Raw genomic sequence first — 16,446 nt, forward strand, 5'->3', positions numbered from 1 at the left:
ATACGTATTCGCGCCAGCTCCGCCGAATCAGAACAGACTGCCCTGCCCGGGAGACTCAGGTTTGGCCTTGGCCGTCTTGCCTGCTGCCTTCTTCGGGGTCTTCTTGGAGTGGAGTCCTTGCTCGACTTCGATGGCATAGCGACGCTGGTTCTCTTCGAGCAACCGATCCAAGATCTCTTGACGGGGACCGGGCGCGATCGTGTACCGGACGCCCTGACGAGTGTCGTAGTGATCGTGAGCGAGTTCGGGGATCAGATCATCCCAGCCGTAGCACCGGCACACCTCCTCATCGATCAGCCGGTGAAGCTCACGAAGGTTCGCGATGTCGGCATCGGCGTTGGCCCGGTCATGAACCATGTTGTAGGCGTCGGTGAGCCCAGCCTGCCGAGCCAGCATCAACTCCCGGCGCTCCGAATCAAGCCGATCACCGACCCTGCGGAGCTCCTCAGATATCTCGGGCCGCGGGAGCGTCTCGAACACATCGGATGGCGTGTAGTTTGTCCGAGTCTCTAGCGTCGAGCTGCGCGTAATGGCCCACCAATAATGCGGAGCACTGGAAAGGTATGCCAGAAAACCAGTGTCCTCGGAAGCGAAGACGACAATCCTCTCTGAAAACACCTGCCCTGTCGGAACCATCATCGGCATGACCACCTTGCTCACCCGGGTAAGCACAATCACCCGATCCAACCCTGAGATCGTCTCATACAGATTGTCACGCGACCGCCAGTAGCGCCACCAAGGAAATTCGGCTACGGCGCTGTCAGCTTTGGCTAGCCGCTCTGATTTTACCTCTCGCTCCACCTGCGCGTAGCACTCTGGGTAGCCTCGGGCTTGCTCCTCTTCCCAATCATGGAAATTGATCACCCAGCGACTCGCAGATCCATCAGGGCGTTGATTCAGGTCTTGACCATTGAGATAGGGGAAGAGGATTCCGGTATTCTTTTGATCCTTCTCGATCAACGCTTGAGCATCTATAGGATCTAGAGTAAATCCCATACCTAGAACGTATGAACCGATAAACGATTGATCTTGATTAACAACCAGTCGATTTACATCACCGCGAACCCTAGAAATTCGATCCAGCGCTGAGCCAATACCTGTCACGTGCTGTCCATCAAGTAGCCGGAGTCCCTCAGCGCCAACCTTTGACTTGGAGGTCCATACAATGCAATACTCTAGAACCGCGGACCTTGATGGCCACCTTTCGCTCTTAACCGCCGATCGAATCGTAGCGCCCTCTGCTACAATCCTGTCAAGCCCCACTTCCCGAGTGTCACCTTGCGCCAACGTATTTGTCCCGATCAGACCTGCGTGACCAGTCGAAGAGAGAAGGTCCGCAGATTGAAGTAGGAAGTATGCAACCAGATCAGCATGTCCCCTCACTCCTCTCCCGACGCACTCGACAAGATACTCACGATATGCAGTCCCGACGTTCCCCGTAATCTTCTTCCCCCCAAGGAACGGCGGATTACCGACGATAGCGTCAAACCCGCCAGCCTCAAACACCTCTGGGAAAACCAGGGGCCAGTGGATCGGGTCTCGGTCGAACGCCCCTTTCGGCTGGTCGATTCGCAACCACTGTGCCGCTTGGCGTTCCAGCTTCTCGCGCCCGAACTCGCTCTGATCGTTCCCCAGCTCGGCGGCGATGAGCCACAGGTTCTCCTTACGCCGGTCCTCATCCCTCGCGATGTCGTCGCGGCGGTTCGGGTCCTTCGATCCGGATCGCTTGACGCTCGCCGCGAGTCCGGCTCCGGTCAGGAGGTCGGCGTAGCGGCTCGCCTCTTCGGTGAGTTCTCTCGCCCGCGTGAGTAGCTCGCGCTTCCGTTCCTGGTCGGCCGTGCTGGAGTCGCCGATCTCGGCTATGGCCCTTCGCTTCTCCGCGGCTTCAGCCCTGATCTCGCGGATACGAGCCGTGAAGTCCAGGACGGTTCCCTCGTGCAGCTTCCGGCCTTCGGCCGGGTTGAGGTGCATGTACTCCAGCTGCTCGACCGTCGTGATGCCGAGCAGGCTGTCGCCGCAGACGAGCCGGTCGTCCAGGAAGGTGAACGGCCGGTCCTTGTCCATGGATACGAGCCACAGTGACAGCTTCGCCATCTCGACCGCGGCGGGGTTAATGTCGGCGCCGTACAGGCAGTGCTCGATGATGAGCCTGCGAGCCTCGATCAGGTTCGGGTCCTCGGCCGAGCCACCTTCGTCGCTATCCTCGGTGACCGATCCGCGCGGGTCGCCCTCGATCCGCCACGCCTCCAGCAAATGTTCGGCCAGGAACCGGCAGGCGGCCACGAGAAACGCGGCCGATCCCATCGCGATGTCGGCGACTTTGAGGCTCAGGATGTCCTTGCTGCCCTTGGGCTTCCAAGCATCCTCATCGGCAGTCTGGAGCGGGCCCGGCTCATACACAAGCGGTTCCAGAGCGCCTTTCACGACTTCGTCGGCGAGCTTGCGCGGCGTGTAGTGCGCGCCGGTGTTGCCGCGCAGCGCCGACTCGGTCATGTACAGCGTCTCGGGCAGGACCACCGTCGCCTGCCCGCGCAGGTCGGCCCGGATGATCCCGTAGAACGGCAGCAGCTTCGCCGTCAGCTCCGGGTCGTTGTCCGTGACGGCGAGCAAGTCCCGCTCGGCCCGCTCGCGCTGCTCGCCGTCCATGGGCGCGAGCAGTTTGGCGATGGCCTTGGCCGTGCCGATCCCCGTCTTGTCGTCCTTCTCGAACCGTTCGTGCAGCGCCGAGGCCAGCGCTTCGACATCGTCGCCGACTCTCTCGCGCATGGCCTCCAGCTCGCGCAGGGGGACCTCGGCCTCCTTGCTCTCGGTGCCGATGAGCCCCACGACGACCTCGGTCGACCAGCGCCCTTCCCAGGCGAGCAGGCCTTCGTAGACGTAGCCGATCTGCTCGACGCCGAGACGGTCGAAGTTCACCGTCCGATACTCGCCCTTGGGGCGGCGCTTGGGGTCGGCGAGCTGGAGTCCGTTGAGGGATCTGGGAGACCGCTGCCGTCCGGCGCTCATCCAGACCGTCGTGACGGACTTCAGCACGTTGTGGATGGTCCGGTTGTCGATGTGAAGCGGCTGCTGCGGGTCGGTCAGCCACGGGTGCGCGTCGGGGTCGAACAGGGAGCCGCCGTATGCGGGGATGGACAGCTCGGCGGTGTCGACGCCGCGGTGGACGGCGTTGAACAGCCCGAGCAGCCGCATCCAGGCCCGGTGGCTCTGCTCCAGGTGGGCTTCACTGCCTGCGTCGGCCATGTCCCGCAGCAGTCTGGCGGCTTCGCTCACCGAATAGGACTCGGCGTAGAGCGGGTTGTCGGCGGGCAGGAGGCGGCGTTCCTCGGCGAAGAGCAGGAACACCAGGCGCATCATGATCGTGACCGCGCCGCGGTAGACCTCGTCGGCCTCGACCAGGCGGCGGGTGCCGTCCGGGGTCGCGACGGTGATGCCGACGCCGTCGCGGGCCTTCTTGGCCTTGTGGGCTCGGCCGATCGCCTCGACCAGGAGCTCGACGGCGCGGCGGACCTGGACGCCGAGCGTCTCGGTGAGTTCCTCCTCCTTCTCGGCCGATCGTCGGAACAACGCCGGGAGCTGCTGCTCGGGTTCGTAGTCGGTGAAGCGGCGGCGGTTCAGGAGGCTGAACAGCGCGCGCAGTACGAGCTGGTCGCCGCTTTCGACGATGGTCATGGTGTCGAAGACGCCGTAGGCGCTCGCGCCGTCGGCGGGGGCGTAGACGAGGGCGAGGAAGCGGCCGTCGGTGGCGATGCCCAGTTCGGTCTTGTTCGCCGCGCACAGCCGCAGCAGGCGGTCGATCGGCGCGGCCGTCCAGGTCTCGCCGCTGATCCGTTTGGCGGGATGGTGGCGGGGCGGGACGATCAGGCCGACCATGCGGGGGTCGTCGCCGTCGTGCAGGGTGAAGTCGGGACTGACGGTGGTGTCGTGCTGGCCGATGTGGACCGGTTCGATGCCGTCGACCGCCTGGCCGGGCTCGGCCGGGAAGTGCAGCCCGGTCCCCCAGCCGAGGAAGTCGCCGAGGAGGGCCTCGATCCAGATCCGGCAGCGTTTCGGGTCGCCGGTGTCCTCGGCCCAGTCGCCGTGGGCCGCCCGCAGCTCGTCACGTCGGTCCTTCGGGACGGCGTCGAGGTCAGGCCAGGTGTCCGTGAGCACCGGCAGCGACAGCCACGGGCCGTCGGTCTCGATGAGTTCGATCCAGTCCTGGTGGCTGCGGGTGCGGTCCGAGCCGGTCCTGCGGCGCTTGAACCTGGCGTTCTTCGGGCGGCTCAACGGTTCTCCCTTTCCGGTACGACGCAGACGATCGCGAGCGGGCTGCGGTGGCCGACCGGGTCGGCGTAGCGGGCGGTGACCGCTTCGAGCGCGCGGTCGCGTTCGGCGTCGATCTGCTCCAGGCGCTCGGCCCAGTGCCCCTCGTCGCGGCGGGCCTGCTGCAGCTCCAGTTCGGCCAGGCCGGCCAGTTCATGCTCGTCGGTCTGGCGGCCCTGGATGGCCTGTTCGAGGGAGGCGCGGAACTGCTCGTACTGGTCGCGCACGCGCTCTTGGTCCTCGGCGACCCGGTTGTCCAGGAGCCGGTGCAGGAAGTCCTCGCGGGTGGCGGTGCGCCAGTCGAGGGCGGCGCGCAGGCCGCGGTCGGCCTCGGGCCAGCGCTCGGCGAGCCGGAGCTTCGCGCCCGGCCCGGCCTCGACGCCGCCGTCGAGCGCGTCGTCGAGGATCTTCGCGGTGCGCCCGAGGTTCTCCAGGCGACGGAAGCGGCCGGTCCGGGAGTCGAGCCAGCCGCCGACGGCCATGATCTCCTGGTGCAGCTGCGTCGACTCGCCACCGGTGAGCGTGTACTTGGCGTAGGCGGCGACGAACACGTCCTCCAGCTCGTCAGGGCCGACCACGGCGGTCACCCGCTTGAGGTCGACCCGGTCGGTGTCGGCGGCGGCCCGCAGCAGCCGCGCCGACATGTCGACCAGCGGGTGCGACAGGTGGGCGAGCACCACATCGTCGCGCCCGGAGGCGACGAGCGGATCGAAGCTCACCGGGCGCTGATACTTCTCCTCGCCTTCGGGCACGAACGGGGTCAGCAGGCCGTCGGTGGCGCGCACCCATTCGCCGGTCATGACCGGCACCTCGAACTCCGACGGCGGGTCGCCCTGAGCGGTCGGACGCGGCTTCAGCGGCATCTGGTGGGCCAGGTCGAGGGCGGTGTCGACGACCCGGCGGATCCGCTCGGGGTGGAGATGGAGTTCGGCGACGCTGTCGTCGTAGTGCTTGCCGAGGCGTTCGACCTGTTCGGACACGTCGGTCGTAGCCGCGACCTCGCCGGACTTGCGGCCCTTGGCGGTGCCGCGTTCGGCCAGCGCGTCGACATCGGGTACGGAGCTGTCGCCGGCGAGGCGTTTCTGGAGGGCTTCGGCGAGGACCGGGTTGACCGAGCCGAGGTCGGTCTGCATCCGGCTGACCTTCGCGGCGACGCGGGCGAGGAAGTCGATCTCGCCTTTGAACGCCGAGTCGCCCGCGGTCTGGGAGGGCACGAAGTTGTAGATCTCGGGGCTGCGGCGCTGGCCGTACCGGTCGATGCGCCCGGCGCGCTGTTCGAGCTTGTTGGGGTTGAACGGGATGTCGTAGTTGACCAGGCGGTTGCAGTGGTTCTGGAGGTCGATGCCCTCACCGGCGGCGTCGGTGGCCAGGAGGATGCGCAGCGGGTGTCCGGAGGGGTCGGCCTGGAAGGCCAGGCGGATCTCTTCGCGTTCGTCGATGTCCATGCCGCCGTGCAGGAGTGCCACCCGGTCGCCGCCGAATCCCTGGGAGTCGAGCAGGTCGTGCAGCCAGTGCAGGGTGTCGCGGTATTCGGTGAAGACGACGACCCGGTCGTTCCCCCATCGGCCGTCGGCTTTGCAGGTCGCTCGGAGGAACTCGAGGAGCCTGGCGGCCTTGGTGTCGGGGACGGCGAGGTGTTTGAGGGCCCAGTCGTTGATCTGGCCGAGCAGGGCCTGTTCGGCGGGGTCGAGGCGCTCCTGCTGGCCCGCCGAGCGGCGGAGGCCGTCCTCTTCGAGTTCGTACAGCTCTTCGTCGTCGAGTACGGCCGACTCGTCCCAGAACTCGTCGTAGTAGCCGGGGACCGCGTCACTGACCGCCGCCGCTTCCTGCGGGAGCGAGCCCGCATAGGTGGCGTAGGTGTTGGCGAACGCCTGCGGGCTGGACAGCAGTCGCTTCTTGAGCAGCAGCGTGATCAGGTCGGCGGCGGCGCGTCCTCGGCGGCCCTTGGCTCTTCGGGAGCGGCGGGCCTGGGTGAACTCGCTGAAGAGGCGGTGGACTTCCAGTTCGTCGTCGCCGTATTCCAGTTGCAGGTCTCGCACCTGGCGAGAGGGGAACTCGGGTTCGCCGTCGGAGCCGACGATCGAGGACTTGAGGCGCCTGATCACCACCTCCTGCTGGGCGGCCGGGGACGGCTCCACACCGCGAGCGAAGCGGGCCGGGTCGAGGATCTCCAGCAGCGCCGTGAACGACTCGGGGTAGCCGTTGTGCGGGGTGGCCGACAGGAACAGCCGGTGAGTGAAGTGCTTGGACAACTCGCGCATCGTCTTGGTCTGCTGCGAGTCGACCGCGTAGCGCTGCTTGGGGGCGGCCGGGGCGATGTGGTGCGCCTCGTCGAGGATGAGCAGGTCGAAGAACGGCTTGGTGTCCTCGGCTGCGCCGCGCAGCAGCTCGCCGAAGAGCAACCGCTCGGCTTTGGGTCCGCGCAGCCACGGCAGACTCACGATGGTGTGGCGGTAGATGTCGAAGGGGTTGGCGCCGTTGCCGCGCTCGCGGCGCAGATCCGTGTAGGTCTGGGCGTTGACGATGGTGAACCGCAGGCCGAACAGGCGGAACATCTCGTCTTCCCACTTGGTGGTCAGGCCGGCAGGGCAGACGATCATGACCCGCTTGGCGCGGTGGCGCAGGATCAGCTCGCTGGCGACCAGCCCGGCCTCTACGGTCTTGCCCAGGCCGACGTCGTCGGCGAGCAGCTGGTTCACGCGAGGGGCCCGCAGCGAACGCCACACCGGTTCGAGCTGGTAGTGCTTGATGTCGGCGCCGGAGCGGAACGGAGCCTGGAGGGATCGGGTGTCGGCGCTGGTGAGCGCCGACCAGCGCATCGCGTCGAGGAACGCGGCCAGTTGGCCGGGACGGTCGAAGCCGTCGCGGGTGACCTCCGGCAGTCCGGAGGCGGGCAGGAGCCGACGGCCCGGTTCGAGCTCCCACACCACTCGGAGCGTCTCGCCGAAGGCGTCGTCGGCGATGCTGTTGAGCTCGACGAGCGTGTCGTTGCCGGAGGCGTCGACGTCGGCGACGATCCAGCGGGAGTCGCGCACCTCCACTCGGTCGCCGACCGACGGGACCTCGGAGCGGTCGGCGGTCGAGCTTGCGGGCATGAGGGCCTCCCATTAGTCGGCAGGTGCCGACGATCGATCGCGTCTTGGCGGTGACATCCGAGGTTACCAGCGGTGTAATGCCCCTGGGAGGGCACTGTGGAACCGCCTGCGGCGTCCCCTGCGGTTGTCAGGTGAGTTCTTCGAGCTGACCGGCCAGGTGATGGTTCCCGGCGTTGGCCGCGAGTGCGGCGAGGGAGTCCAGGCTCATCGGCTCGAATTCGAGCTGGCGGGCGAACTGGTGGAGGCGGGCCTCTACCAGGTCCGGTTCGGGGTTGCGGGCCGCGCCCAGATAGCCGGCGGCGCGGTCGAGCAGGGCCCTGGTCCGGGCGTGAGCCGAGGCGCACCAGAGTTGGAACACGGTGTTCCTGGAGACTTTGTACTGCCCGATCTGCGAAATCGTCAGGCCGCCTTCACGGGTGAACTCCCGCTCGGGGAGGAGTACCCGCCAGGTCCGATCGACCTGCCGCACGTCCGGCCGCTGCCCCAGATCCTTGAACTCGGCCCACGCGGCGATGTTCTGCTCGTCGCCGCCCCCGAGGCCCTCGGTTTCCAGTTGCTCCATGTGGGCGCGGACGTACGGGTGCTGTTCGAAGACCTCGCTCAACTCCGGGTCATGGCCGGCGCTCGCCTGGGTGTAGGCCAGGTAGCGAGCCGGCCCGGCGGAGGGTTCGGCGCGGACCAGGTACACCGGCAGGTACGCGGGACGGTCCGAGCCGAGCGGGCGGAGGTCCTCGATGCCCTCGGGCAGGTTGAAGCGGTCACGGTCGCGGCGGTTCATCAGATCCTGCAGCGCGTTCGCCGCTCTGCCTATGGGGACGCCGATTCGCCGGAAGCGCACCCCGCTCTTCTGGCCGAGCAGGCGCACCGCGTCGAATTCACCGAGGATCGTAACGGTCTTGGAGTCGTAGTAAATGCGCGTCAGAGGCTGGGAGCCGAGGGCCTCGAAGTAGAGCACCCGTCGGTCGGCCTTGATCACCTCGAAGCGTTTGCCGTTCTCGACCGAGCGCCTTCCGAGCGCGGTCAGACTGTAGTGTCCGCCGGATTCGACCAGATGCCCGGTCCGGGCGAGGAAGCGCAGCACCCGGTCCACGAGGGTCTCATCGAGTGAGAGGAAGAGCGCGAGTTCTCTGACGGTGTCGAAGCCGGCGTCGGCGATCGCCGCTTCGAGGAAGCGGTCGAGGAGCTCGTACGGGCGGCCCTCGGTGACGGTCGCTTCGACCTCGATGCGCCACAATGGAAGCAAGCAGGCGACGATGCGGGTCGGCATCAGTCCCATCTCGTGTCTGGCGTTGTCGACGACCCGCTCGCGCGGATAGGGGAATAGCTGGTCAGGTCGGGACACGCGCTCACCCTTCCTTTTCGACACGGTCGAGCAAGGCCTGGATCTCCTCGAAGGACCGGACCTCGCCGCGGGCGGTCAGGTGCGCCTCCAGGTCTGCCATCAGGCTGCGGAAGGACTCGTCGCTGCTCGCGGTCAGCGTGGAGCGGTCGCCGACCATCACCAGTCGGAATCGGGCGCGCGTGAACGCGACATTGAGGCGTCGCAGCTCCGAGAGGAACCCGACCTTTCCCGCGCGGTTGCTCCTGGTGAATCCGTAGAGCACGACGTCGCGTTCGCCGCCTTGAAACGAGTCGACGGTTCCGGCGTTCAGCTCGATGGTCCCGGGGTCGGCGATGCGTCGGCGCAGGAGGCTTCTGACCAGTTGGAGCTGGGCGCGGTAGGGCACGATGAGGCACCAGTCCCCTTCCCCGGGAAGGTGGTGGTAGTGCGCGGCGAGCTGTGCGAGCAGTTCGGCCTCGGCACGGTTCACGTACCCGGGCAGGGACCACCGCTCGGCGGTCGACCCGCCGCGCTCCATGCGCCGCCGTGGAGGAAGTCCGGACGTGTCGATGAGGGTCATCGGCGTGTGCATGAGCGAGTCACGGTGGCGGCCCTTATGGACGGTTCGCAGTGTTGAGCCGTAGAACTGGTCCGACACGAAATCGGCGATGGTGGCCGGCATGCGCCGCTGCTCGGCGAGCGCCACCTGGTGGCTCTGGGGCAGTCGTGCGCTCAGGATCTCCAGGGCGCTCTTCGCGAGCATCTCGCGGACCTGCGAGTCGTCGACGGCGGCGCCCCATTGCCGCACTTCGCTGTCGAGGAACGGGGGCAATTGCTGCGCGTCGCCGACCAGCACGCCGCGTCGGGCCCGGGTGAGCGGGACCAAGACGTCGTTGATACCGATCTGGCCGGCTTCGTCGATGACCGCGAGGTCGAAATCGATGCCCGACAGTTCGGGGCGGGACGCCGATCCGATGCACGTGGCGGCGATGACGTCGGCGTACCTGACGAACTCATTGCGAAGCTGATCCGTGGCCGAGGCGACGGCAGTGTGCCAGCGGCCGAGCAGGTTCCCGCGCTTCATGAGCAGCGGAAGCTCCCGCGCGATTCGGGCGTGCTCGCGTTCGAGGGCGGCGAGCGCACCGCTGGGGTCGTCTGCGGCGTCCCTCAGGCTCGGCGCGTGGACGGTCAGCAGGCCGCGGAGTGCCGTGCCGAGGTTGTCGGCGGCCTCGGAGGCGGCAGTGAACGCCGACTCGGCCCCGCTTCTCGACGCTCGGCTCTGCTCCCGCGACCGTTTCACGGCGGGATCGGACTCGACCTCTCGATCGCGTTCGGCGGTCGTCGCGCGGTGTTCCTCGGCCAGGACTGCCAACTCGGCTTCGATGCGCCTCCGGCGGCTCCCAGCCTGGTCCGCGAAACGGGCCAGCACCGCGTGTACGAATGCGAAGACCAGTCCCAGCAGAGGGATCGCGGTGCGCGCCCGCGCACCGGCCGACAAGGCGCGACGGCGCCGCTCGACGCTCCTCCGGCGTTCAAGGCCCGCCGATATCCGTTCGAGGCTTCGGGCAAGGTCGGCGAGGCGGGACTCGAAAGGCTCGGCAGCGGCCGACGTCGCCCGTTCGAGATCCAGTTCGGCGCCGGCGAGCTCGTCCGCTGCCCTGGCGTATCGACCGATCCGGGTGCCAAGCTCCCGGTGCCAGCTTTCGGCGGTGGCCAGGTCGCCGTACTGTCCCATGGATCGCGCGGTGGCGGCCTGGATCCGTTCGCGCAGTTCGCTCACGCGTTCTTCGAGCAGGTACGGGAGTCCTTCGGGGGTGACCGAGTCGCGGTAGCCGACTCGGAGGACCTCCAGGTCGCGCGGCAGGCCGCCGAGCACATTGTCGACCGCGCGGTTCGAATGCGAGGAGATCAGCACCTTCTGCTGGAAGTCGACGACCGCGGCGCGGGCCATCTCACTGATCGTGCGGGTCTTGCCGGTGCCGGGCGGACCGTGGACGAGCAGTAGGTCCTCCACGGTCATGGCTCTCTCGAACGCCCGGCGCTGTTCGGGATTGAGCGGTCTCCGCGGTTCGGCGTGGGTCTCGGGGATCTTGCGCACCTTGTTCTCGACGACGGCGTCGAGCAGGTGCGGGTTCCGCGACTCGCGGTCGCGCAGCAGCGCGACCGCTTCGCGTTCGCTGCGGAAGACGGTGTCATTGGCGGCTTCGCGGAGTGCGCCCACGGCCGGGAGCGCGTCCCAGTCGATCGGCCGGTCGAACTTGACCGTGGCGGTCTTTCCGGCGAGCCGGGTGACTCGGCCGCGCACTTCGCCGTCGCCGACGATGTCGACGAACATCCCTTCGCCGAGCTGGTGGTCGTCCGCCAATTCGAACAGGTAGACCGAGCGTTTGCCGTGGCGCTCTTCGCCGGTGGAGCGCTTGGCCGTGTAGTCGCTCGCGCCGGAGGACTCGACTTGACGGCGACGGATCCTTTCGGCCGCATCGATCATGGAGTCCAAGTCGTCGAGGAAGTCGGTCTGCCTGTCGGTCAGCGGCCTCCTGCCGCGCTCGGCGGCCTGGCTGTCCTGCAGGCGTCGCCAAGCGGACATGACCTCCTCGGTGAACGACTGCGCGCCGGGTGGAATATCGGCGAAGGTGCGAACCACCCTCCATGCGCGGGTTTTCACGATGAGGCACGACTCCGCCAGCTGCCGGTGATCCCGGTCGTCGAGCGGGCCGACGAAGCCGATCCGGTAGGCGTCGCGCCGGGAAGTGAGGTAGAGCCGGATCTTGAATTCCGGGGTGTAGGCGTACCAGTTCGGGCTGTCGCCTTCTTTCTGGAGAGGGACGGTGACCGGGATTCCGGCCGTCCGGGCGAGCTCGCTCAGCCGGTCTTGGATCTGTCCGGGGTCGCGTGGAACGTTGGGATTCTCGCGGTGCGCCGCGCGGAGTCTGGCCTCAAGGTTCTTGTTCGGGACCATGATGATCGGCCCGTTCAGGAGGACAGAGTTCACATCGTCTCCTCATTTGAGAGCGTCGGTGGCGGATTGGAGGGCATCGGCGAGCGTCTGGATGGGCGGACGTTCATCGGGCTCGTGCGACAGCGCCGACGTAAGAGCGGCTTCGAGTACGGCCGGGCAGTCCGGGTTCCGGGTTCGAAGCGGCGGCGCGGGCATCCGGGGCGGCGGGTGCCCGGCAGTGAGGTGGTAGGCGATCGCGGCGATCTGGTACACGTCAGTCGCGGGCCCGGGCGGGGTCGGCCCGCGCCGCCGCTGTTCGGGCGCGGTGTAGATGCAGGAGGTCTCCCCGTGCCGTGGTGGGCGTCCGGCGTTGCCGAGATCGCGGAGCACCAACGTCTGCGCATCAGCCATCACGATGCCATCGAGCGCCAGGTCACGGTGGCTCGTGCGGGACCGGTGCAGGGCTGACAGGGTCCGGCACAGTCCGGAGAGGCCCAGGTACGACCCGGCCGCCGCCCAAGGATCGAGCGGCCGCCCGTCATCGGTCGCAAGGACGCCGAGCGTCTCACAGGGGACGCGTTCACGCCCGGCCGCGGGCCAGATCAGCACCGAAGTGACCGTGTCGCCGGTGGAATCGAGCTGATCGACGGCGGGCAGCCCTCGAACCGAGCCGATTGCGTCCAGCAACCGGTGTTCGCGGCGCAGCGCCTCCCGGGTGGCGTCCGCGACGGGGCCCGGATGCGGACAACGGACCTGGCGTAGCCAGACGAATCGGCCACCGCGGCCACCGCTCGCATCGCGGCGCATAGCAACAGCGCGACGAAGGACGGCGGTGCCGTCCGGTGAACGCCGTTCGTCGACGAGGAGGTCATAGAGCAGGAAGCGGCCGCGGCCGAGAGCGACCTCGGTTCCGGGCGCCCACGTGTCATGGCGAGGTGGCGCGGGTACCGGCTCGGCCAGGACGAATCCTAGGTCTTCCGAGCCCGGTTCGAGGTGGTCTACCGATTGGCCGATCGGTCCAGCGCCGCGCAGACGCCGGAAGCCCTCCGCCTGTTCAGAGCGCATCGACTCGACCATGTCGATGAGGCCGGCCTGCCCGACTCCCAGGTTCTCGAGGCGATCCAATGTCTCACTCGTCGTGTCGGCGAGGTGCCGGAAGACCAGGTCCAATCGCTCGCGCAGATCGTCGGCCGCGCTTTCGAGCGCGGTATCGAAGGCGTCGAACCGATCGAGCAACCGGACCAGTCCGGCTTGCACCTGGAGCGCGTTCGCATCTCCACGCTCGAGCAGTTCGGTCAAGTCCGAGACCAAGGCCGCCTCGGCGGCAGAGCGCAGCTCCTCCTTCGGCTTACCGCGAATGCGCTCGGCGCATCGCTGCGTGAGAGCCGTCAGTTGACCGGCGCCGATCCCGCCCGCTATGCCGCCGACCGCGGTCACGACCGCCCCTCCGCCGGCTATGGCGACAACGGCGGGGGCGAGCGCGGCCGATGCGAGCAACGTCAGCACGGCGGTGGCACTCCCCCGTCGCAGCAGCGACGGGGACTGCTTGACCGCCCGGTCGACCCCCTCGCGGGCCGACTCGGCCGAATCCGCATCCATGGGGTGATCCTTCCGGAGGGATACGCAGAGTAACGCGAATCCTACCTTCAACGACGGTTCGCGTCATGCCACAGGGGCCGGTCGGCCGTTCCGTCTGAAACGGAAGGGGAATGAACCTGGTGGAATCGAACACGCTCTGCGACAATGCCGTTCATGTCCACACCCCTTGAACTCACAGAGCGCGGCCTGGCCGTTCTCCGCGAATACGCGGCCCGCGGCGAGACGCTCACCTACGGGGCCCTGAACCGCGAACTCGGGAGCCCGTTCAAGCACGGCGGCAACTTCCCCGGCCAGATCGGACGGCTCTGCGACGACGTCAACGCCCACCACGACGCCACGACGGGCCTGCCGTTCATGATCTCCGCGCTCGTCCACAGGGGCGACACTCAGATGCGTGGCGCAGGGTTCTTCGAACTGGCCGGGAACCTGCGGCTCCTGCCCCCCACCGATGATGAACAGACGAAGCGTTCGTTCGTGACCGACCAGCTCAGTGCGATCTACGCTCACTATCAGCGCAGGTAACGCCGCCCGTTTCCAATTTGCTGGCATTTTGCCACCACTGGTTGTTGCACTTTGCCGCTGGTTTCTCTAGCGTTCTGCCGCGAAGTCGGCCAGGATGCTCAGCTGACGAGGGCCTCAATCGCCCCGGCCGCTAGGCCCCCGCCGGCGGGCCCGGCCAGATCTCGCAGACGAGGTCCGTGAGCCGCTGCGACCGTTTCTCGATGTCGGCGTCGGTCCACGCGTGGGGGTGGTCGACGATCAGGTCCTTGGAGAGCGCGAGGAGGCTGTACTTGTCGAGCAGGCTTCGCTTGCCGAGACCGGACTCGCCGCCCAGCTTCATCCCCGCGGCTTCGTCGTCGGTCCAGGGCCGGTTGGACAGTGAGCCGTTGAGGCTCTTGGCCACGAGCGTGAGGTTGCCGAGCGTGTGTACTCGGTAGTCGCGTTCGGCGGACTCCTCAGGCGTCAACCGCGGCTCGGGGTTCCAGTAGATCTGCCACGTCTGCGGCATGACGTGCTCGATCTCCAAGCTGTCCGGCAGGGAGACGTCTTCATGGAAACGTGTTCGCAGCTTCCGTTCGATGGCGGAGAGCACTATGCGAAGCCGGTACTGGGCGACGTTGCCGTACAGCTTGAGCGACGGCAGCTGCGACTTCAGCACGGTGTCAGTCGGCCAGATCCGAGCGTCGGCGCTCTGTGCGGCCAGGAATTCGCGGACCGCGTCGCCCGCTTCATCGACCGGCACCTGGTCGAGCATCTTCAGGATCGAGACCATCGTCTTGTTGACGTCTTTCATGGTCATCCGCAGCAGTGTGCGTCGGATGATCCAGCTCTCCAGGGAGCGGAGCGCGGTCTCGATCTGGGGCTCGGGGACTCGGTGGTTGTCCGAGAGGAGCCAGAGTAGGAGCGGGCTGGTCGCGGCCAGCCCCATGGTCTCGATGACGCGGTGGTAGAAGGCGCCTTGGACTGAGTGCTCGGGGAGGTTCGCCAGCGCCCGGTAGGTGTCGGCGTCCTTGCGGAACTCGCTGAGGAGGCGTTCGGCGTGTTCGGGCTGGGACATGTGGGGTTTGGCGTATTCGGTGAAGATTCTGAAGACCTGCTCGGTCTTGACCTCGTCGTTGCGGCGCATGGTGAGCCAGTACTGGACGAAGATGTCGATGCGGGAGCGCTGCTGGCGGCCCTGGGTGATCTCGGTTCGCCACCAGTCGTCGTCGAAGTCGACCCAGTGTGTCTCCGACCAGCGTTCGACGTCGGCGCTGGCGCGCTCTCCCTGCTGGAACACCCAGTTCTTGATGAGGTCGGCTTTGAGCAGCGGCGTGCCCCGGTCGTTGAGCGTCTCGAAGATCAGCTGCGAGTCGTCGTGGCCGGCGAGGTTGATCGCCACGATGTAGAGGCGGTCGCGCAGTGTCGCGGACAGCGCCTGGGCCCGCTGCTCCTCCGTGCCCGGCGGCATGTCGCCGTCGTCGTCCGCTTCCCCGGTCAGCCAGGTCCGGGCTTCATTGGTGAAGAACTCGTGGGCGGTCGTGATGCGGTGTTCGCCCGCCCAGTCCGGATCGGGGTCGAGCGCCTGCGCGAAGGCGTCCCGGTCGTGTTTGGACGGCCAGAGTTTGAACCGCTCCGGCCTGCCGCGGAACGCCGACGAACGGTTGACGATCAACTCTTCGAGGTCTTCGGCGAGCAGTTCGTGGCCTCGTTCGGCGAGCACTGCGCGGACCGCGCCGATGATCAGTTGTAGGGTGGTGGTGCGCTGCTGCCCGTCGATGATCTTGTGCCGGGTGACGTCGCCGACCCTCGGCGGCCTGGATTCGTAGACGACGGCGCCGAGGAAGTGGTGCGGGACGGCGGGCTCTTCGCCGTCTGCGGCGACATGGCTCTCTGCCACGCGGAGGATGTCGGCCCATAGTGGAGCCCACTGGTCCTCCTCGTTCCAGACATAGGGTCGCTGGAACGGCGGGACCTCGTAGTGCATCTTTCCGTCGAACAGTTGGCGGGGGCTGAGCGCGTCTGCTTTCAATTGGCGTCCCTTCGATTCCGGACGGTTTGGGCAAGGTGGGGGTGGAGCCGGTTTGCGTGTCGCCATCGGAGGTGAGTTCGCCGCAAGCGTTGAGGATTCGCTTCCGAGAGACGCTCATGGTACCCACCGGTGGGATTGGACTCAGCGAGCCGCAGAGACAACCCGGACGAACCGCTCATCGTCGATCCTCATACGACGGCGATCCTCTCCCCGGAGCTTTCTGACGCAGAAATTGCCGAGCCGCGTCAACCAAATCGGTGCACAGGTGAAGTCAGACGGCGGATTCCTTGCAGGCGGAAGAAAGCCGCGAACTCGCTGAATCGGAGAGCTTCACCGGCGCAGGGACTCTGGTAGACAGTCGGAAATCTGGCACAGTCCGACACGGGTGCGACACGCGGGATGATCTTGTAGCGAACTGCTCACGCTCTCTACAATTCGTCGCCATGACGGAAAGCGACGACGCGATCCCCGGCCCGCTCATGGAGCTGGCCCGTCGGCTCCTCTCAGAACGGACCCGGTCTCGGCCCGGGCATTCCAGGGGGTATGAGAAGACTGAGATCTTGGCGGGAGAAGAACGTGTCCTCGACGTCGAGCACCGGCGGCGGTCAGTGTCAAGTGCAGTTTGGTTCGAGACACTATTAAGGCGGAACTGCAAAGTTGGGCATTCGAGTAAGGA

General features: G+C 66.9%; 7 protein-coding genes and 1 pseudogene. 2 read left to right on the plus strand and 6 right to left on the minus strand.

What is annotated here, in order from left to right:
- Positions 1 to 27: 27 nt before the first annotated feature.
- From L0U85_RS12205 to L0U85_RS12225, 5 genes are all read right to left on the minus strand, one after another.
- Positions 28 to 3,873, minus strand: coding sequence for a BREX-1 system adenine-specific DNA-methyltransferase PglX (locus L0U85_RS12205; RefSeq protein WP_241378037.1), 3,846 nt, complete (start codon positions 3,871 to 3,873; stop codon positions 28 to 30).
- Positions 3,874 to 4,265: 392 nt separating this feature from the next.
- On the minus strand, positions 4,266 to 7,400 hold the full coding sequence (gene drmD / locus L0U85_RS12210; RefSeq protein ID WP_241378038.1) for a DISARM system SNF2-like helicase DrmD: 3,135 nt from the start codon (positions 7,398 to 7,400) through the stop codon (positions 4,266 to 4,268).
- Between the two features lie 127 nt (positions 7,401 to 7,527).
- Entirely contained in the window at positions 7,528 to 8,742 is a 1,215-nt protein-coding gene (locus tag L0U85_RS12215; RefSeq protein ID WP_241378039.1) for a hypothetical protein, read from the minus strand.
- A 4-nt stretch (positions 8,743 to 8,746) separates the two neighbouring features.
- Entirely contained in the window at positions 8,747 to 11,713 is a 2,967-nt protein-coding gene (locus L0U85_RS12220; protein ID WP_241378040.1) for an AAA domain-containing protein, read from the minus strand.
- A gap of 9 nt (positions 11,714 to 11,722) precedes the next feature.
- Entirely contained in the window at positions 11,723 to 13,258 is a 1,536-nt protein-coding gene (locus L0U85_RS12225) for a hypothetical protein (RefSeq protein WP_241378041.1), read from the minus strand.
- Positions 13,259 to 13,411: 153 nt separating this feature from the next.
- Here L0U85_RS12225 and L0U85_RS12230 point away from each other — a divergent pair, with 153 nt between their 5' ends.
- Positions 13,412 to 13,780, plus strand: coding sequence for a hypothetical protein (locus tag L0U85_RS12230; protein WP_241378042.1), 369 nt, complete (start codon positions 13,412 to 13,414; stop codon positions 13,778 to 13,780).
- A 130-nt stretch (positions 13,781 to 13,910) separates the two neighbouring features.
- Here L0U85_RS12230 and L0U85_RS12235 read toward each other — a convergent pair whose 3' ends face one another.
- On the minus strand, positions 13,911 to 15,770 hold the full coding sequence (locus L0U85_RS12235; RefSeq protein ID WP_241378043.1) for a DUF262 domain-containing protein: 1,860 nt from the start codon (positions 15,768 to 15,770) through the stop codon (positions 13,911 to 13,913).
- A 443-nt stretch (positions 15,771 to 16,213) separates the two neighbouring features.
- Between L0U85_RS12235 and L0U85_RS12240 the strand changes: the two are divergent.
- A pseudogene (locus L0U85_RS12240) lies at positions 16,214 to 16,446 on the plus strand (hypothetical protein); the annotation flags it as partial.

Source organism: Glycomyces sp. L485 (assembly GCF_022548875.1).
In the GTDB taxonomy this organism is placed as follows: domain Bacteria; phylum Actinomycetota; class Actinomycetes; order Mycobacteriales; family Micromonosporaceae; genus Glycomyces.

What these genes read in the sequence shown, in the direction of transcription:
- L0U85_RS12225 (WP_241378041.1), bottom strand. Translation starts at nt 13,258, where the DNA reads ATGGATGCGGATTCGGCCGAGTCGGCCCGCGAGGGGGTCGACCGGGCG.
- L0U85_RS12205 (WP_241378037.1), bottom strand. Translation starts at nt 3,873, where the DNA reads ATGGTCGGCCTGATCGTCCCGCCCCGCCACCATCCCGCCAAACGGATC.
- drmD (WP_241378038.1), bottom strand. Translation starts at nt 7,400, where the DNA reads ATGCCCGCAAGCTCGACCGCCGACCGCTCCGAGGTCCCGTCGGTCGGC.
- L0U85_RS12230 (WP_241378042.1), top strand. Translation starts at nt 13,412, where the DNA reads ATGTCCACACCCCTTGAACTCACAGAGCGCGGCCTGGCCGTTCTCCGC.